The organism is uncultured Marinobacter sp. (assembly GCF_947488835.1).
In the GTDB taxonomy this organism is placed as follows: Bacteria; Pseudomonadota; Gammaproteobacteria; order Pseudomonadales; family Oleiphilaceae; genus Marinobacter.
In genome coordinates, this window is the sequence record NZ_CANLBK010000002.1 from 379144 (window position 1) to 396749 (window position 17606).

The 17606-nt window shown below is 53.0% G+C and carries 15 protein-coding genes and 1 tRNA gene; 11 read left to right on the plus strand and 5 right to left on the minus strand.

What is annotated here, in order from left to right:
• Nucleotides 1-224: 224 nt before the first annotated feature.
• The 3 genes from Q0824_RS10725 to Q0824_RS10735 all read left to right on the plus strand — a co-directional run bounded on the left by Q0824_RS10725 (nt 225) and on the right by Q0824_RS10735 (nt 3201).
• A complete protein-coding gene (locus tag Q0824_RS10725; RefSeq protein ID WP_298450190.1) occupies nt 225-1055 on the plus strand; it encodes a metal-dependent hydrolase in 831 nt (276 codons plus the stop codon).
• Nucleotides 1052-2002, plus strand: coding sequence for a DegV family protein (locus tag Q0824_RS10730; protein WP_298450192.1), 951 nt, complete (start codon nt 1052-1054; stop codon nt 2000-2002). The genes Q0824_RS10725 and Q0824_RS10730 overlap by 4 nt, the downstream gene beginning before the upstream one ends.
• Nucleotides 2003-2169: 167 nt before the next feature.
• Entirely contained in the window at nt 2170-3201 is a 1032-nt protein-coding gene (locus Q0824_RS10735) for a hypothetical protein (protein ID WP_298450194.1), read from the plus strand.
• A 109-nt stretch (nt 3202-3310) separates the two neighbouring features.
• Here the strand turns inward: Q0824_RS10735 and fdxA are convergent, their stop codons facing one another.
• Both fdxA and mutS read right to left on the minus strand, forming a co-directional pair.
• Entirely contained in the window at nt 3311-3634 is a 324-nt protein-coding gene (gene fdxA / locus Q0824_RS10740) for a ferredoxin FdxA (protein ID WP_298450196.1), read from the minus strand.
• A 148-nt stretch (nt 3635-3782) separates the two neighbouring features.
• Nucleotides 3783-6401 carry a DNA mismatch repair protein MutS gene (gene mutS, locus Q0824_RS10745; protein ID WP_298450198.1) on the minus strand — a complete coding sequence of 873 codons (2619 nt, stop codon included), beginning with the start codon at nt 6399-6401 and terminating at the stop codon, nt 3783-3785.
• Between the two features lie 82 nt (nt 6402-6483).
• On the opposite strand from mutS, the gene Q0824_RS10750 reads away from it, so the two are divergent.
• The 3 genes from Q0824_RS10750 to Q0824_RS10760 all read left to right on the plus strand — a co-directional run bounded on the left by Q0824_RS10750 (nt 6484) and on the right by Q0824_RS10760 (nt 8683).
• The gene (locus Q0824_RS10750) at nt 6484-6984 is read left to right on the plus strand and encodes a nicotinamide-nucleotide amidohydrolase family protein (RefSeq protein ID WP_298450200.1); all 501 of its coding nucleotides are present in this window, start codon (nt 6484-6486) and stop codon (nt 6982-6984) included.
• 164 nt (nt 6985-7148) lie between these two features.
• The gene (gene recA / locus Q0824_RS10755) at nt 7149-8192 is read left to right on the plus strand and encodes a recombinase RecA (RefSeq protein ID WP_298450202.1); all 1044 of its coding nucleotides are present in this window, start codon (nt 7149-7151) and stop codon (nt 8190-8192) included.
• 20 nt (nt 8193-8212) lie between these two features.
• Nucleotides 8213-8683: a flavodoxin family protein gene (locus Q0824_RS10760; RefSeq protein WP_298450204.1), complete on the plus strand. Its 471-nt coding sequence runs from the start codon at nt 8213-8215 to the stop codon at nt 8681-8683.
• Between the two features lie 8 nt (nt 8684-8691).
• Here Q0824_RS10760 and Q0824_RS10765 read toward each other — a convergent pair whose 3' ends face one another.
• Complete coding sequence (locus Q0824_RS10765) at nt 8692-9066, minus strand: PilZ domain-containing protein (protein ID WP_298450206.1); 375 nt, start codon at nt 9064-9066, stop codon at nt 8692-8694.
• A gap of 249 nt (nt 9067-9315) precedes the next feature.
• Between Q0824_RS10765 and Q0824_RS10770 the strand changes: the two genes are divergently transcribed.
• The 3 genes from Q0824_RS10770 to Q0824_RS10780 are packed head-to-tail and all read left to right on the plus strand — an operon-like array spanning nt 9316 to nt 14017.
• On the plus strand, nt 9316-11724 hold the full coding sequence (locus tag Q0824_RS10770; RefSeq protein ID WP_298450514.1) for an ATP-binding protein: 2409 nt from the start codon (nt 9316-9318) through the stop codon (nt 11722-11724).
• Nucleotides 11725-11763: 39 nt separating this feature from the next.
• Nucleotides 11764-12390, plus strand: coding sequence for a response regulator FixJ (gene fixJ, locus Q0824_RS10775; RefSeq protein ID WP_298450208.1), 627 nt, complete (start codon nt 11764-11766; stop codon nt 12388-12390).
• A gap of 46 nt (nt 12391-12436) precedes the next feature.
• Nucleotides 12437-14017: a response regulator gene (locus Q0824_RS10780; protein ID WP_298450209.1), complete on the plus strand. Its 1581-nt coding sequence runs from the start codon at nt 12437-12439 to the stop codon at nt 14015-14017.
• Here the strand turns inward: Q0824_RS10780 and Q0824_RS10785 are convergent.
• Nucleotides 14014-14889 carry a MaoC/PaaZ C-terminal domain-containing protein gene (locus Q0824_RS10785; protein ID WP_298450211.1) on the minus strand — a complete coding sequence of 292 codons (876 nt, stop codon included), beginning with the start codon at nt 14887-14889 and terminating at the stop codon, nt 14014-14016. The genes Q0824_RS10780 and Q0824_RS10785 overlap by 4 nt on opposite strands.
• 310 nt (nt 14890-15199) lie before the next feature.
• Between Q0824_RS10785 and Q0824_RS10790 the strand changes: the two genes are divergently transcribed.
• Complete coding sequence (locus tag Q0824_RS10790; RefSeq protein ID WP_298450213.1) at nt 15200-16231, plus strand: AraC family transcriptional regulator; 1032 nt, start codon at nt 15200-15202, stop codon at nt 16229-16231.
• 141 nt (nt 16232-16372) lie between these two features.
• A tRNA-Asp gene (locus Q0824_RS10795) sits at nt 16373-16449 on the plus strand.
• Nucleotides 16450-16541: 92 nt separating this feature from the next.
• Here Q0824_RS10795 and Q0824_RS10800 read toward each other — a convergent pair.
• Nucleotides 16542-17417 carry a LysR substrate-binding domain-containing protein gene (locus tag Q0824_RS10800; protein WP_298450216.1) on the minus strand — a complete coding sequence of 292 codons (876 nt, stop codon included), beginning with the start codon at nt 17415-17417 and terminating at the stop codon, nt 16542-16544.
• Between the last annotated feature and the right edge of the window lie 189 nt (nt 17418-17606).

Genomic DNA, 17606 nt, shown 5'->3' on the forward strand with positions numbered 1-17606 from the left:
AAAATGATCTGCAAGACCTTGGGAGGCGAAGCGCCTCCCTTTTTTGTGTCAGCTTCCTAACTATCTCTGGTTCCTACTCACTGACGATGTGTCATTTTGTGACAATGTGTCCTTTTTACTGGCGCCACCCTTCCTTCTAGCTCACTCTGGGCATTAGACTGATGCTACTGGTGTTTTTTTGTTCAACAGTCAAAAATTATAATAAATAGAAGCAGGAGGCAGTCATGTCCATCAGTTCCACTCCCGAGGGTGTGTCGGTTAAACCACGGCACCTGCACTTTGATGTCAGTGAAGATTTAAAAACACTTTGGCACGGCGATGATGCATTTCGCACGGCATTCTTCAATGCGTTATCGCTTCAATTTCCGGATGGTGAGCAGCAGTTCATCAATGCAGTCCGGTTATATCAGGGCAAGATTGACGATCCGAAACTGAAAGCTGAGATCCGTGGATTTATTGGTCAGGAAGCACTGCACAGCCGCGAGCACAAAGCTTACAACGAGGACTTGAAAGCACGGGGCTATGACATTGACCGCCTCGATAGCCGTTTCCGCAAGCACATGGAGTGGGTTGCAAAGCTTTCTCCCAGCAGGCAGCTGGCAGGCACCTGCGGCGCTGAGCATTACACGGCGGTGCTGGCGAATGCCATTCTCAGCCACCCCGAGTGGCTGGAAGGAGCAACGCCGGTAATGGCGCAACTCTGGCGCTGGCATGCCATCGAAGAAACCGAGCACAAATCGGTTGCGTTTGATGTTTATCGGGAGTGTGTTGGAAATGAGAACCTGAGGCGGTTCATATTTCTGTTCGTGACCTGGAACTTTTTTAAGTACACCTTTTTGAATACTTGCAGCTTGTTGAAAACCGACGGCAAGCTCTGGAGCCTTCGCACCTGGATGGGTGGGCTCAATTTCTTGTGGGGAAAGCCTGGAATTTTGCGCCAGTGTATGCCGGAATTTCTGGCCTATTTTCGCAAAGGTTTCCATCCCTGGCAGCAAGATAACAGGGCACTTTTGGAGAGAAACCTCGGGGAACTGAAAGCAGGAGATTTGGTGTGAAAGTTGGTTTAATCGTCGATTCGGCGTGTGATTTACCATTCGAATTCAGTCGCAAGCACGACGTGTTCATTCTCCCCGTAACTGCGGTGATCGACGGCGAAACCTACATAGACCGGCACGACCCTGTCAGAACCCAAGAGTTCTATCAGAGTGGGCTCCTGCAAAAAGGTCGCCATGCTGAAACCCAGGCGTTTAGCGCCGAACAGATCCATGAGCTGTTCATGGAAAAGATCGTGCCCGAGTACGATGTGGCAATTTGTGAAACGGTCACCCGTAGCCGAAGCCTGATTTTTCAGAACGCATCTGAAGCTATGAACAGCGTGATGGCTAACTACGAGCAGGCCCGAGCTGCGTCGGGTCGAGAAGGCAAATTCTCCATGCGGGTGATTGATAGCAAGCAGATCTTTGCGGGGCAAGGCTTGCTGGCGGCTCATACGCTCAGGCTGATTGACCAGAAGCTCTCCAAGAACGCGCTGCGTAATGAGGTGGAGCGTTTTTCTGACAAGATCTACACCTGCGTTATTCCCCGCGATCTTCACTACATTCGTGAGCGCGCCAGACGCCGTGGCGATAATAGCATATCAGGTGTCGTGGCGTTTCTTGGCAAAGCCCTGAACATCACTCCGGTAATTTTTGGCCAGGGTGTTGAAGGTCAGCCCGTTGCCAAAACCCGTAGTTTCGATGCGGCGGTGGAAAAGGTAGTGAACTATGCCGTGGCGAGAGTTGAGGCTGGCCTGCTCACACCCTATGTGAGCTTGTCTTGCGGCCTTACTTGGGCAGAAATCGAAGCGTTGCCTGGCCTGAACAGGCTCAGAAGTGCCTGTGAGAAAAATGGTGTTGAGCTATTACTGTCGCAGATGGGCATCACCAGCAGCATCTATATTGGCCCCGGCAGTCTGTGTCTGGCGCTGGCGGCAGGCCCCCACAGTTTCAGCGACTATCAGTAACTGGCCACTCATCTGGCGGTACGGTTTAGCGCTGGGCTTATACTGGCCCAGCCGCTGCTAGCCCAACGTATCTATGGCGAACCCGTCTGCCTTGTCTTCGTGTTAGCCTTTCGGTATCCAGTGCAATTATAACTGTGTTTCTTCATATCAATAGGGCCACGAACATCATGACCAAGGACAAAAACGATCCAGCCAGTCAGTTGCTGGAATTGCATGTGAAGCACGAGGTTGCCTCGTTGAAAGGCACAAAGCTGCGTAAGTTTCTCACGCAAGAGGTTAACGAACTTCTTGATCATGCAGATACGATCACGCTGAATCGCATAGCCTCGGAAAAGCAGGTCATGGAGACCATTCAGCGAGTGGTTGTGGACATGGAACTGGATGCCGGGATTCCTGAATTGGCGGGTGAGATGGCCACAGAGGTGCTCAACGCATCCGTTCAGGCAAATACTGTATTAAGTGACATTATCACCCGTGAACAAGCCACGGGCTTTGTGGAAGAAATGCTTGAATTGCGCCAGCAGCGCGAACGTATAATCAGCGAAATTATGGCGCACCCGGTTTATCAGGAGCTGGTTTCGAATGTGGTGTATCAGGGAATTGTTAATTACCTCTATGAAGACAACCTGATCACCAAATCGGTACCCGGTGTGGGTTCCATGATGAAATTTGGCAAGCGCATGGCCAACAAAGCGGTACCCGGATTGGATGAAACCTTTGAGCGCAGGCTCAAAGCCTGGCTTTCAGTTAGCTTGCCGGGGCTGATCAGTCGCAGTGAGCAGTTCCTGCAACGGGCGCTCTCTGATGACGAAGTGCGGGATACGGTTATGGCGGCCTGGGTTGCCGTAGAAGACCGCACGGTTGATGAGCTTCGCGAAGGGCTTGGCGACGTTGAGCTGCAGGCATTTGTGGTGCTTGGGTATGAGTTCTGGTTGCAGTTCCGGAAAACCGACTATTTTGCCGGCTGCGCCCGGGCCGTGGTTGCCCATCTTTTTGTGAAGTATGGGGACCGACCACTTACCGACCTGCTCGGTGACCTGGGTGTTACTCGTGACGTGATCATGGCAGAGGTAGGCGCTTGGGCGATCCCGGTCATAGGCTTACTTCAAGAGGAGGGCTATGTTGAGGCGCTTGTGCGCAGGCGGCTATCGGCTTTCTATAAAACCGCAGCGGCCCGGAAAATACTCGAGCCATCATAATCGGCGGCATGGCGTTGTCAGTGCGGAATAGATAAACAACAAAGGGAAGCCGGTGCGGGCTTCCCTTTTTTGGTTCAGGTTTTGGCAATGTTGCCAGGCTTACCTGTAATTACTTTTCCAGATATTGCAGTTTGTCTGGCTTGCCGTCCCACTCTGCCGCATCTGGGAGAGGGTCTTTCTTTTCGGTGATGTTAGGCCACTTGCCCGCCAGATCGGCGTTAAGCTCTACAAACTGCTCTTGGTCTTTGGGCAGCTCATCTTCTGAGAAGATCGCTTCGGCTGGGCACTCGGGTTCACACAAAGCGCAATCAATACACTCGTCCGGGTCGATTACCAGAAAGTTAGGCCCCTCATAGAAGCAGTCTACCGGGCACACTTCTACACAGTCTGTGTATTTGCACTTGATGCAGTTATCGGTAACGATAAACGCCATAATCAGATCCCTGGTCCAGTGGTCAATCTCATTCGGAGCTTGTTGTCATGCTCCGTGGTTATATTTTAATGGGCGATATTGTAGGGAGCAGCCCGCACTGCCGCAAGCGTTTGACCGCTATAACCTTATTACCCAGATCAATTTGTCATCAGCTTTTCAGTAATTTCTTCAGTTCATACAGCCTGTTCATGGCTTCTCTGGGCGATAAATCGTCCAGATCAATGCCCTGAAGTGCTTCTTCTACAGCGCTGGGTTCTGTGCTGGCAAACATATCACTCTGATAAACAACCTGTGCAGGCATGGCCGGTTGCCTGCTGCGGTCTTCAACAGCAGGAGACGGCAGAGCCGTGGCGGGTACTGCGCTATTCTCAAGTAGCTTTAACTGGGCTTTGGCGTTGAGTATAACGTTCTGAGGTACGCCAGCGAGCTTGGCCACCTGCAGGCCATAGCTCTGGCTGGCTGGGCCCTCGTGTACGTTATGCAGGAACACAATGCTGTCGTCGTGCTCCGTTGCGGTCAGGTGCACGTTTACAGCGAGCTCCAGGTCGTCTGCCAATTGGGTAAGTTCGAAATAGTGAGTGGCAAACAAGGTGTAGCAACGAATTTCTTTTGCCAGATGCTCGGCTGTAGCCCAGGCCAGGGATAAGCCATCAAACGTGCTGGTACCCCGGCCTACTTCGTCCATCAGCACAAGGCTGAACTCGGTAGCGTTGTGCAGGATGTTTGCGGTTTCGGTCATTTCCACCATAAAAGTGGAACGCCCGCCGGCAATGTCATCTGAAGAGCCCATGCGAGTGAATATGCGATCCACCGGCCCCATCACTGCCCGGTTGGCGGGCACGAAACTACCCGTGTAGGCCAGTAGTGCAATCAGAGCGGCCTGGCGCATGTAGGTCGATTTACCGCCCATGTTGGGACCAGTAATGACCAGCATTCGGCGTTGGGCATCCATCAGTAAGTTGTTGGGCACGAACGGCTCATCCAGAAGCTGTTCGACGACCGGGTGGCGGCCATCTTCGACATCGAACCCCGGAGCGTCGCGAAATTCCGGTGCAACAAAGCGCAAGGTGGTGGCGCGTTCAGCAAAGTTGCTGATGACATCCAGCTCCGCCAGGGCCTGAGCAGCATCCTGCAAGGGCGCGAGCTGCTCTGCAACGGCTTCCAGCACTTCATCATAAAGTGCCTTTTCTCTGGCCAGAGCCCGGCTTTTTGCACTCAAAGCCTTGTCTTCGAATTCTTTTAGCTCGGGCGTAATGAAACGCTCGGCGTTTTTCAGGGTTTGGCGGCGAATGTAATCCACCGGTGCCTGTGCAGACTGGGCCCGGCTGATTTCGATGTAATAGCCGTGCACCCGGTTGTAACCCACTTTCAAGGTGCTTATGCCGGTGCGCTGCCGCTCCCGGGTTTCTACGTCCAGCAGGTATTGGCCGGCGTTTTCGCTGATATTGCGCAGTTCGTCCAGCTCTTCGTCAAAACCTTCTCGGATTACGCCACCTTCCCGAATCACTACGGGCGGGTTGTCGATAACCGCGCGATCCAGCATGTCGGCAAGCTCGGGGTATTCGCCAATGGTGGTGGCCAGCTTGGCGATATGATGGGAGTTAACCGGTTTCAGGGTCTCCTGCAGATCGGGCAGCGCCTGAAATGCGTCCCTCAGGCGGGCAAGGTCCCTCGGGCGTGCAGAGCGGAGCGCCACGCGGGCTAAAACACGCTCAATATCGCCCACGGCTTTGAGCAGAGTGTGTACTGGCTCGTAATGAAAACCTTCAAGCAGGGCCGATACTGCTTGCTGGCGCTGCTTCACAACGTAGATATCCCGCAGGGGACGGTTTAGCCAGCGCCTTAACTCACGGCCGCCCATGGAGGTGGCAGTTTTGTCCATTACCCAGGCGAGTGTGTGTTGATGCCCGCCCATGAGGTTAATATCAATCTCAAGGTTGCGACGGCTGGTGGCGTCGAGAATCACGGCTTCGTCCCGGCGTTCCCGGGTGAGCTTGCGAATGTGGGGCAGGGCCGTGCGCTGGGTTTCCTTCGCATACTGCAGCAGGCAGCCGGCCGCACAAATGGCCAGGCTCAGGTCCTCACAGCCAAACCCGGTCAGGTCGCGAACTTGCAGTTGCTGGGTTAGTACCCGGAATGCAGTGTCTGATTCAAACAGCCAGGGGCCTTGACGTCGAACACCGGTCAGCCCGGCCACGACTTCCTGGTAGGGGAAATCCTCGCTGATAAGAATCTCCGCTGGGCGTAACCGCTGCAGTTCTCCCTGCAGGGCTTCCAGAGTGTCCAGCTCTGAAACCACAAAGCGACCGCTGGAGATGTCCAGTGATGCAAAGCCAAACTGTTCACGGTGGTGATAGATGGCCGCAAGCAGGTTGTCGCGGCGGTCTTCAAGATAGGCATCGTCGCTTAGCGTGCCGGGGGTAACGATTCTGACCACCTGGCGCTCAACCGGGCCCTTACTGGTTGCCGGGTCGCCAATCTGCTCAACAATGGCAATGGATTGACCGGCACGCACCAGGCGGGCAATGTATCCCTCAGAAGAATGAAAGGGGATGCCCGCCATGGGAATCGGGTTGCCGCCGGATTGCCCCCTTGCAGTTAGGGTAATATCCATCAGCTCTGCAGCTTTTTTGGCATCGTCATAGAACAGTTCGTAAAAATCACCCATGCGATAGAACACCAGCTCATCCGGGTGTTGACCCTTGATCTTCAGGTATTGCTGCATCATGGGTGTGTGCTGGGGTTTGGTGTTCTGAGCTGCTGACATGGACAAGTCCGGATAATCTTACTTTGGATGAAGCCACGGATTGTAAGAAAATTATGCCCGTGATGAAACGAGGGAGCACATTATGCCTGCCAGTGACCACGAACTCGAACATGCTGGAGATCAATTAGCCACAAAGTTGGTACAACTTGGCTACACGGTAGTGACTGCCGAGAGCTGTACCGGTGGCTGGGTTGCCAAGGTGCTGACAGATAAACCAGGCTCATCCGCCTATGTGGTCGGTGGCTTGGTCACCTACAGTAATGAGGCGAAACAAGCGCTGCTTGGCGTTACCGAGGCATCTTTGGGCAATCACGGCGCCGTTAGCGAGCCGGTTGTGCGTGAGATGGTTGCAGGCGCACTTGCCGCGACCGGCGCGGATGTGGCGGTCGCTATCAGCGGTGTTGCCGGGCCGGGTGGCGGCAGTGAGAAAAAGCCCGTAGGCACGGTTTGGTTTGCCTGGGGCGCCAGCATTGAGAACACCAAAGCGGTTGTGCACTACTTCGATGGCGACCGTGATCAGGTGCGGCGACAAGCAGTTCTCTTTGCCCTGCAGGGGGTTAGCAGATTTTTGAAACAAACCTGATTGGTTTCACAATAACAGGGGTTGGCCTCTCTCCCGGGGTATGTTTTAATACTGTTCAAATATACAGGGAATTCGCTGTTACCACTGTACAGCCTCCCGCGTAATTACACCTCCACCGGCTTGACTATCTTGCCGTTGGCCAAGGCAACAGAGGGTTTGCACTGATGGAAGACAACCGCAAAAAAGCATTGAGCGCAGCGCTGGGTCAGATCGAGCGCCAGTTTGGTAAAGGCGCAGTAATGAAGATGGGTGATCAGCCCCGCGAGGCCATTCCTGCGGTCTCCACCGGCTCTCTTGGGCTGGACGTTGCTCTGGGTATAGGTGGGCTGCCTTACGGCCGAATTGTTGAGATCTACGGCCCTGAAAGCTCAGGTAAAACAACTCTGACTCTCCAGGTTATTGCCGAAGCTCAGAAAGCCGGTAAAACCTGTGCCTTCATCGATGCTGAGCACGCGCTGGATCCCATCTATGCTGAAAAACTTGGCGTTAACGTGGACGATCTTCTGGTGTCCCAGCCAGATACCGGTGAGCAGGCTCTTGAAATTGCCGACATGCTCGTACGCTCCAATGCGGTAGACGTCATCATTGTTGACTCTGTGGCCGCGCTGACTCCAAAGGCTGAAATTGAAGGTGAGATGGGCGATAGCCACGTCGGCTTGCAAGCCCGCCTGATGTCTCAGGCGCTGCGTAAGCTCACAGGCAACGTGAAACACGCCAACTGTCTGCTGGTTTTCATTAACCAGATCCGTATGAAGATCGGCGTAATGTTCGGCTCGCCGGAAACCACCACCGGTGGTAACGCGCTTAAATTCTACTCATCTGTACGTTTGGATATTCGCCGCATTGGTGCAGTGAAAGACGGAGATGAAGTTGTAGGCAACGAGACTCGCGTTAAAGTTGTCAAGAACAAGGTTGCACCGCCATTCCGCCAGGCCGAGTTCCAGATTCTTTATGGCAAGGGCATTTATCACATGGCCGAAGTGCTCGATATGGGTGTTAAAGAGGGCTTTGTGGATAAGTCCGGCGCTTGGTATGCCTATAACGGCGACAAGATCGGCCAAGGTAAGGCCAATGCTTGCAAATTCCTTGAAGAGAATCTGGAAATTGCCAAGGAAATCGAAGCCAAGGTACGCGAAAGCTTGATGCCAAAGCCGGTTGATAAGAAAAGCGCTGCAGAAGCAGAGGCTGCTGTCGACGAACTGCTCTAAAGCAATCATGGGAGTGTGATGTGGATCGTAAAAAGAGACTGCTTATTGTTTCCCATGCGCCCTCTCCGAATACCCTCACCCTGCGCGATGCGGTCGCGCAGGGTGCTGGCCACGAAGATATTGAGAACGTAGAAATAACCGTGCTGGCGCCCTTGGATGCCGGCCCGGATGATGTTCTTGCCTGCGATGCCATTATCCTTGGCACCACTGAAAACCTTGGCTACATGAGTGGCGCGTTGAAGGATTTCTTCGATCGCAGCTACTATCCCTGCCTGGAGAAGACCCAGGGCCTTCCATTTGCCTTTTATATACGAGCAGGCCACGACGGCACCGGAACGCGGCGCGCTATCGAAAGCATCACCACCGGATTACGTTGGAAGCTTGTCCAGGAGCCGCTGATGTGCCGCGGTAAGTATCAGGATGAGTTCGAAGAGCAGTGCCGGGAGTTAGGTATGTACGTTGCGGCAAGCCTGGATGCAGGGTTGGTCTGAGGAGCGCTCTAGCTGGCGAGGCGGTTGTAGAAGCCTTCGATACGTGACAAGGCGTTATCCACCGTTCTGGAGTAGCCTTTTTTGTTAAGGTAGTAGCTAAATTGAACGCTTACCCGATAGCCGGCCTGGAAAGGGCGGCACTCTACAACGCGGGCGCACACCTGCGATTCACTGATGTACTTCCCCTCAAAATCCATAAATAGGCGTGTGCCAGGCTCCAGTGGGCGCGGGCTTAGCAAAGCCATGCCGTAGCGGTTCAGATCGAGGCAGGTAGCCTGGAAAGAAGGCTTGTTCTTCTTGAAAAAACCGCGCTGACGAACCTGTACCTTGAGGCACGAAGCAGAATAGCGATCCTTGAGCCGGCGATCTTCGGAATCACTCATCGTAGATTGGCACCCATTGCTTATTATTTTGTTGTTATAGCCGACTATAAGACTAAAGGCTTAGAGTCGGAAGATGAAGTGTAGTGTTCGATGAAAGACGAGGGCAATGAGGAGATTGTGAAGCGTGAAGTGCGTCACAAAACGTCCCGCCTTTAAGCGTTTGTCACAATTCTTGTCCCCAAGCGCGACAGACTGGTCCACAGAACCTACAATGACCGGCCAATGAGTCAACCGTTACAGGACCCAACCTTGAAGTCACTGTCCCTGCATCAGCTTTACAAAGCCTGTGTTCTGAAAGATCTACCGTTCAAGTCGACCAGACAGCTGGAGCCGCTCGCGGAAATTGTGGGCCAGAACCGGGCTCAGGAAGCTGTGCGGTTTGCGCTTGCTATGCCACATGGTGGTTACAACGTGTATGCCGTAGGGCGGAATGGCTTGGGCAAGCGCACGATGATGTTGCGCTACCTTGAACACCACCTGGATACCGAGCAGCAAAGTCACGACTGGTGCTATGTCGCAGATTTTGAAGAGCCGCGCATTCCTAAGCTGTTGCAATTGCCTGCGGGCAAAGGTGTGGTGCTCAAGCAGGACATGGAGAAACTCATGAGCCGGCTGGTGAAGGTCATTCCGCAGACTTTCGATAGCGACAGCTTTCTGGAACGGTCAGAGCAGCTTAAAGAAGAGTATGGAAAAAAGCAGGAAGACGAACTTGAGAAAGTCGCAGCTCAGGCGCGCCGCAAAAAAGTCAGCCTGACCATCACGACACCAGGCGGGTATCGCTTGGTGGCAATGAAAGGTGATAAACCGCATACCGCAGAGACTTTCAAGGCGCTGACAGATGCACAGCGCGACAAGTTCGAAGATTCGATCAACAAGCTTGAGAAAAAGCTCCGACAGGCACTCCGGAAATTGGCGGACTGGGAACAGGAGTATGCAGATGAGCAGCAGGCCCTGAATAAGGAAACGCTTGAAGGCATTTCTGGCCACCAAATTGACGCATTAATTGAGAGTTACAAGAACCTTCCGGATGTGGTGGCTTACTTCGAGGCAGTACGCAAAGATCTGGTTGAAAATCTGGAGATTTTTCTCGACGACAACGAAGAGCAGGCAGCCATTGCCTATGCGTCGCTGGACAAAAAGATGCCCCGGCGCTATCTCGTTAATGTGGTGGTACACCAGAAGACCAATGAGGTGCCGATGGTGGTGGAAGATAACCCGACCTACCACAACCTCTTCGGATACGTTGAGAATGTTACCTACAAGGGTACTGTGTTTACCGATTTCTCACTGATTCGGGCGGGCAGTCTGCACCGTGCCAATGGTGGTTATCTGTTGATGGATGCCATAAAGGTGCTCGAGCAAGCCTTCGTATGGGACGGGATCAAGCGGGCGTTGCGTTCGAAGTGCATCCAGATCAACTCCCTTGAAAGAGAACTGACGCTCTCAGGCACCATCTCCATTGAGCCTGAGGCGGTGCCGCTGGATGTGAAACTTGTGCTGTTTGGGGATCGTGAAACCTGGATGCTGCTGCAGGATTACGATCCCGAGTTTGCAGAACTGTTCCGGGTGACTGCGGACTTCGAGAACGAAATGTATCGTTCCGAAGACAGCCAGGTTATGTACGCGAAGTTTATCGCCAGCGTTGTCAAAGAAAAAAAGCTGTTACATTGCACCAATAAGGCCGTGGCGCGGGTCATTGAACACAGTGCCCGTATGGCAGAGCATCAGGACAGGCTTTCATTGCATGCCGCCAATATTGCCAACCTGCTCCGGGAATCGGATTTCTGGGCTCGGCAGGCGAATGCCAAGATGATCCAGGATGTTCACGTGGAAAGAGCGCTTGAGAGTGCGAAATACCGCAGTAGCCGTATCCGTGACCAACTCTACGACTCAATCCGTGACGGCTCCACTTTCGTTTCAACCCAAGGCTCGGTTGTGGGCCAGGTCAACGCGCTGTCTGTGCTTTCCACTGGCGGGTTCGAGTTTGGGTTATCCAACCGCGTAACGGCCACCTGCTATTATGGAGATGGCGGGATAATGGACATCGAGCGGGATGTGAAATTGGGTGGCAACATTCACTCCAAAGGTGTGATGATTTTGAGTTCATGGCTAGCCTCGCACTTTGCGGTGATGGACCCTATGCACCTGTCCGCCAGCCTGACGTTTGAGCAGAACTACGGCGAGGTAGATGGTGACAGCGCTTCGCTGGCCGAGCTCTGTGCCCTTATATCTTCGCTTTCCGGTGTTCCGGTGCGACAAGATCTGGCCATCACAGGTTCCGTTAATCAGTTTGGCGAGGTGCAGCCGATTGGTGGTGTGAATGAAAAGGTGGAAGGCTTCTTCGCTACCTGTCAGCTCAAAGGCGTGCTTACAGGGACCCAGGGTGCCATTGTTCCTGCCAACAACGTCCAGAACTTAATGTTGGACAGCGAAGTGGTTCAAGCTGTCCGTGAAAATCGGTTTGCGGTTTACTCTGTTTCAAGTGTTGAGGAAGCGGTGACCCTACTGCTGGGCAAGCCGGCCGGTAAGGCAGACAGCAAAGGCAACTATCCGAAACAGAGTGTTTTTGGCATTATCCAGCAACGGCTTGAGAAGATGCGTGAGCATGAGCGCCAGGAAAACGCCCGGGACGATCAGAAAGATCCGTCGATTCATTGACCGATCGCCATAACAAAACAGACAGGAGATAGCACACCCATGACTGATATTCAGCAGACTGTATACGTGGTAGAGGACGACGAAGCCGTTCGTGACTCGCTGGAGCTGTTACTGAAAACTGATGGCAAATCGGTTAAACCTTATGAGAATGCTGCCGTATTTCTCAAGGATTATTCCGAGAAAATGGCTGGCTGCATCGTACTGGATATCCGTATGCCGGGCATGGACGGCATGGAATTGCAGAAAAAGTTGAACGAGAAACACTCGATTCTTCCAATTATTTTTGTGACCGGGCACGGCGACGTCCCTATGGCAGTTGACGCCATGAAAGAGGGCGCCGTGGACTTTATCCAGAAACCTTACCGCGAAGAGGCGTTGCTTGAGAAAATCGAAGCGGCGCTGGAGCAGGATCTGGAGCAGCGCAAAACGTTGGGTGAGAAGCAGGAAATCATTCGCCGGGTTAAAAGCCTGACTCCTCGTGAACACGAGATCATGGATCGAATGATAGAAGGCCAGGCGAACAAGGTGATCGCTATTGAACTGGAAATCAGTCAGCGCACGGTGGAAATTCACCGCTCCCGAGTGATGCACAAGATGGGTACCCATTCACTGGCACACCTTGTCCGCATGGTGCTGTCCGTAAAGAACCTTATCGACGCGAGGTAATCTCACCGGCATGATGCGGTTATATTTTTGACCGGCCTTTTATTATATGACTGAAGTTGTCAGCGAAAATTCAGAGGTGACGGTTCTGCTCGTGGATGACAATCCACAGAACCTGAAAGTTCTCTACGAGACACTGAAAGATAAAGGCTATCGGCTTCTGATCGCCAATGAAGGCGAAAAAGCATTGGATCTTGCCCATCGCCATCAGCCAGAAGTTGTCCTGCTCGACATCATGATGCCCGAAATGGACGGTTATGAGGTATGCGAACGTCTCAAAGCCGATCCTGAAACGGCCGATTGCGCGGTTGTATTCCTTTCAGCTCTGGATGACCTGCAAGCGAAAGTAAAAGGCTTCGCGCTTGGCGGGGCTGACTATATCTCCAAGCCTTTTCAGTCCCTCGAAGTGATCGCCAGGGTTAAAACCCATGCCCGTGTTATTCGGCTTGAACGTGAGCTTCAGGCGCGGAATCGGGAACTTCAAAGCGATCAGGCTCGTATCCTCAATTCCATCAGCGAGGGCATCTACGGGCTTGATGAGATGGGCTCAATCGAGTTCGCCAACCCTGCAGCAGGCATTATTATGCGGTGCCCTGTTGAGGATCTGATCGGCCGCAATTTTTTTGAGACCCACTTCAGTACAGCAGCCCAGTGCCCCAGCGGGCTCCCGGTTCATGCGACCTGCAGTCAAGGAGTTGCAGAAAACCAGCGCGACATCAGAATGCTGCGTGCAGATGGCACCGGCTTTCCGGCCGAATATCGCTCCACACCCAAACTTGAGGCTGACGAATTACACGGTGCTGTGGTTGTGTTCCGCGATATAACCGTTGAGCTTGATGGTGAACAGGCACTGGAAGAGGCGCGAGAGCTTGTGCAGGAGCAGCGTGACCAGTTGGCGCACATATCCCGTTTGACCACCATGGGAGAGATGGCCGCAGGTGTTGCCCATGAAGTGAATCAGCCACTGACGGCGATTGCCAATTACGCCCGGGTTTCCAAACGGATGATGTCCGTTGAAAACCCGAACTTGAGCCTGTTACAGGAAACCCTTGATAAAATCGAGGCGCAATCGCACCGAGCCAGCGAGATTATCCGCAGGATCCGGCGATTTGTAAAAAAGCCAGCGACCGGCAAGGAAGTGCTTGCTGTTTCTGCACTGCTGGAAGACACCCGGGAGTTCGCCGAAGTGGATGCGCGCAACAACGACGGAGCCATTGAGCTACTTGTACCTGAAGGGCTACCGGAGGTGTTGGCCGACCCGATTCAGGTTCAGCAGGTTGCTCTGAACCTGATTCGAAACGCGCTTGAAGCAACTCGCAGCAAAGAAGCTGCGCTGCCTGTTGAGGTAAGTGCGCAGCTCACGGATAAAGGTTGTGTTCGCATTGACGTTAGGGACTATGGTGAAGGGCTTGCGGAAGATGCTGAAGAAAAGCTGTTTCTGCCGTTCTATACCACCAAAGAAGAGGGCATGGGGATTGGCTTGCCCACTTGCCGCTCCCTGATACAAGCTCAGGGAGGGGAAATCGGCTTTGAGCGCCCTGAAGGTGGTGGGGCACGATTCTTCTTTACACTTCCTGTCGCAGCATCACCCTCCTTGGGTGACGATGAGAGCCCCTCTGAGGCAGTTTAGAGCCATTCTATGCGGCCGCTGAGGTGGGGCGCATCGCCTCGAGCATTCAGTAGTTGATAGTCCCAGGCAGTTTTTCCCTCCCGCCAGTTCAGTTGTGCTGTTCCGGGTAAAAAAACCGGTTTCTTGAACTGGCAGCTCACCTTAACTGGCCCCGAGCGCCATCCGTTCTGTTGTCCCATAATTGCCAGAGCCTGTGCCTTGCTCCACATGCCGTGGGCGATAGCGCGGGGAAAGCCGAAAGCTTTAGCGCTCAGGGCATGCATATGAATCGGGTTGCTGTCGCCGGAGACTTTGGCGTATTGGCGCCCAGTGGACTCCGCTACCTTGATATCGACCATGTTTGGGTAATGCTCGAGCTCTGGGGGAGCAGTCTTTTCCGCAGACTTGGAGTTAGGATCGGGTTGGCGGAAGAGCATTGTGCTATCACCCTCCCATACGACCGCGCCCGCGGAGCGAGCGGTGGTGTTTACGTCAAACTCGATTCCCCGGCTGGTGCGTTCCTGCCCACCCAGTTTAACCTCCAGTTCCAGAACCTCTCCTCTTCCGATTTCTCTGTGCTGGGTAATGCTGTTACGTAGGTGCACCAGCCCAAGCAATGGCAATGGAAAGGCTTTTTCAGTCAGCAGCTTCAAGTGGAGTGGGAACGCAAGAATGTGGGGCCAGGTAATGGGTATGTGGTTGCCGGGGTTGAATCCGCATACACGCTCATATTGATCCAAGTCATCGCTGGAGGTCTTTGCGTACAACAGCTTGGCAGAAAGTTCCGGGAGTTTAATGTCGCCTTCAGAACAGACTTTTTTCGGCAACACAGCCTTACCAAACAGTGGGAGAAGCTTCGGTGGGGTGTCTCTGTATACAAGTGTGTCTGACATAAATAGTTCTCTCTAGAGGCAATGCGATGATAGTTATGGTGCGAAAGATTGGTGAAAGTAGTTAGATGCAGGTACCTGATACGCATGGATTCTGTTACAACTGTGCGTCTGTGGCCTGATATGCTCTAATAAAAGACGATAGTCTAAGTAAGCGACTGAGCAAGTCGGGCAGTTTCAGGACTGATGCAGGTATTGATTTCAGGCCTGCCATCAGTCTGGCAAACCCGTCCAGATGACGCATTGACTTGGGGTGTTCCGGCGGGTGTCTGCCGGGCCAAAGCAGTATCCAATAGATACATAGCGGGATTATATGCAGGAACTACGTGACGCGGGCGTGATGCTGCGCCTTATCTACGAGGCAATGAAAAAGAAGGGTCTTGATACCGATCTTATTTTCAGCAGACTTGGCGTGAATGCGGAGTATGTGTACACCGAACAGCTACGCACGCCCCATAGTGCCCAGATGTTTTTCTGGCAGGCGGTAGAAGATGTATCCGGTGATCCTGATATCGGGCTCCACCTTGGGCAGCTTTTGCCAGTTTATAAAGGCCAGGTTCTCGAGTATCTGTTTTTGAGTAGCCCTACGTTTGGTGAAGGGCTACGCCGCGCACAGAACTACCAGCGCCTGTTAAGTGATGCCGCCAATACAGATTTCTTCATTGAGGGTGAGGAAGCCTGCATGGTTCTGGATGCAGCCTCTGATGAAGTCCGACGCCTGCGACATTTTAACGAGTGCTTTGTGCAGGGTTTGCTTACCTTTTTCCGATCTATCACCGATAACGAGTTCCGTCCGTCGCGGGTTGAGTTTGAACATGAGCGTGAAGAAGGGCGCGAGTACGTTGCGGAATTGCTGGGTTGCGACGTGGTGTTTGGTGCTCAGGAAAACCGCTTGTACTTTCCTGTAAGTTTGCTTGCTCACGCGTCGCCCCATGCTGAGCCAGAGCTCCTGGATTTGCATGAGCGCTTTGCCAGTGAGCAGGTGGCTCGGCTGGAGAAAAAGGATATTGTCGGGCAGGTGGAACGTATTGTTGCTGAGCTATTGGATAGCGGTGAAGTAACGCTGGACTCGGTAGCTACACGGTTGGACATAAAGCCTCGTACGCTGCGTACGCGGCTTACCGAGGCTGAAACCAGCTTTAACCAGGTTTTGGCAGACTTCCGTTACCGCCTGGCCCGGCAGCTGCTGGCAACCACAGATGAGTCGATTGATGAGATTGTCTACCTCACCGGGTTTTCCGAGCCGAGTACCTTTTACCGCGCGTTCAAACGCTGGTCTGGCATGACGCCGATAGAGTATCGGAAAACAGCTCAAGGCAAAGATGCGATGGTTGATGCCATGTAATAGGCGGGATTTATAGATTTTTTCAGAAAAGGCGTTGACTTAATCATGCACCTCTTTATAATGCGCTCTCGTTGTCATCGAGCAATCTTTTAGAGATTGCAGCGCTTTGAAAGTATTTGAAAAGCAATCGGTTATAACTGTGGAGCGGTAGTTCAGTTGGTTAGAATACCGGCCTGTCACGCCGGGGGTCGCGGGTTCGAGTCCCGTCCGCTCCGCCACTATTTTGAAAAGCCGTTAGCTGCATCGCAGTTAACGGCTTTTTTCGTTTTAGTCTCCCTGTTATTTCCTTGCGCCCGCCGATGCGATGCAGTCACTTCGTCTGCAGTGTTTCACTCAAGTAGTCCAGCAGCATCCGAACCTTGGGCGATAAATGGCGATTGTGTGGGTAAATGGCCCAGATGCCATCATCAGCTTCTTGGTACGGCTGTAACAGGCTAACCAGCTTGCAGGAAGCCAGCGCGGGTTGAACGTAGTAATCCGGCAGTTGCACTATGCCTATGCCTTTCAGGGCTGCATCCAGTAACGCCCAGCCGCTGTCACACATTATGTTGCCTTTGATTCGGACATTCTGTGGCTTTCCCATCACCTGAAACCGCCAGTAATCCAGATTACCCTGAAGACAATTATGCTTGTCCAGTTCTGAAAGGGAGTGGGGCGTACCGAAGGCTGATAGATAAGCGGGTGAGGCGCACACATGCAGAGTTCTTGAGGATAAGCGCTTTGCCATCATGCTGGAGTCTTCAAGCTTGCCCAAGCGTATTGCCAGGTCGTAACCGCCTGCCACCAAATCCAGTTTTTGGTTGGTCAGGTTTAGCTGTACCTGAAGTTCCGGGTAGCGCAGCACGAAATTGTTCACCAGTGGGGCAATGTTTTTTTCGCCGAAGGTCACAGGGGCTGTTAGCCTTAGCTGGCCTTTGGGCACCATCTGCAGGTTGGTCATGGTGCGTTCCGCTTCTTCTAGCCCGTCGAGCACTTGTCTGCATTGCTGGTAGTAAATCTGTCCGGCTTCGGTCACTGAAACCCTGCGGGTGGTGCGGTAAAACAATTTGGTTGAAAGTCTGGCTTCCAGCGCGCTGACCTGACGGCTTACTTGTGCGGTAGAAATTCCTAGTTGTTTCCCAGCGGCGGTAAAGCTTTCTTCTTCCGCCACTGCTACAAACTCACTTATTCCCTCCCAAATATGCATGCTCTGCTTCCCGTGCTGTGATTTGAACTCATCTGGAAAGAGCTAATGTTTCTGGAATTTGCTCTTCCTTATTGTTGCTCACTGGTAAAGGTGAGTTTATATAATATGGGATTATCAATCAGGGCGGTAGACTATAGTATGTTCTTCATGGTGGCAGAAACCTCTGCCAGAGCTAAAACATAGACCGGA

Bases quoted from the DNA above. Each gene is read 5' to 3' on its own strand.
- Q0824_RS10725 (WP_298450190.1), top strand. From the start codon at position 225: ATGTCCATCAGTTCCACTCCCGAGGGTGTGTCGGTTAAACCACGGCAC.
- Q0824_RS10735 (WP_298450194.1), top strand. From the start codon at position 2,170: ATGACCAAGGACAAAAACGATCCAGCCAGTCAGTTGCTGGAATTGCAT.
- fdxA (WP_298450196.1), bottom strand. From the start codon at position 3,634: ATGGCGTTTATCGTTACCGATAACTGCATCAAGTGCAAATACACAGAC.
- mutS (WP_298450198.1), bottom strand. From the start codon at position 6,401: ATGTCAGCAGCTCAGAACACCAAACCCCAGCACACACCCATGATGCAG.
- Q0824_RS10750 (WP_298450200.1), top strand. From the start codon at position 6,484: ATGCCTGCCAGTGACCACGAACTCGAACATGCTGGAGATCAATTAGCC.
- recA (WP_298450202.1), top strand. From the start codon at position 7,149: ATGGAAGACAACCGCAAAAAAGCATTGAGCGCAGCGCTGGGTCAGATC.
- Q0824_RS10765 (WP_298450206.1), bottom strand. From the start codon at position 9,066: ATGAGTGATTCCGAAGATCGCCGGCTCAAGGATCGCTATTCTGCTTCG.
- fixJ (WP_298450208.1), top strand. From the start codon at position 11,764: ATGACTGATATTCAGCAGACTGTATACGTGGTAGAGGACGACGAAGCC.
- Q0824_RS10780 (WP_298450209.1), top strand. From the start codon at position 12,437: ATGACTGAAGTTGTCAGCGAAAATTCAGAGGTGACGGTTCTGCTCGTG.
- Q0824_RS10785 (WP_298450211.1), bottom strand. From the start codon at position 14,889: ATGTCAGACACACTTGTATACAGAGACACCCCACCGAAGCTTCTCCCA.
- Q0824_RS10790 (WP_298450213.1), top strand. From the start codon at position 15,200: ATGCAGGAACTACGTGACGCGGGCGTGATGCTGCGCCTTATCTACGAG.
- Q0824_RS10800 (WP_298450216.1), bottom strand. From the start codon at position 17,417: ATGCATATTTGGGAGGGAATAAGTGAGTTTGTAGCAGTGGCGGAAGAA.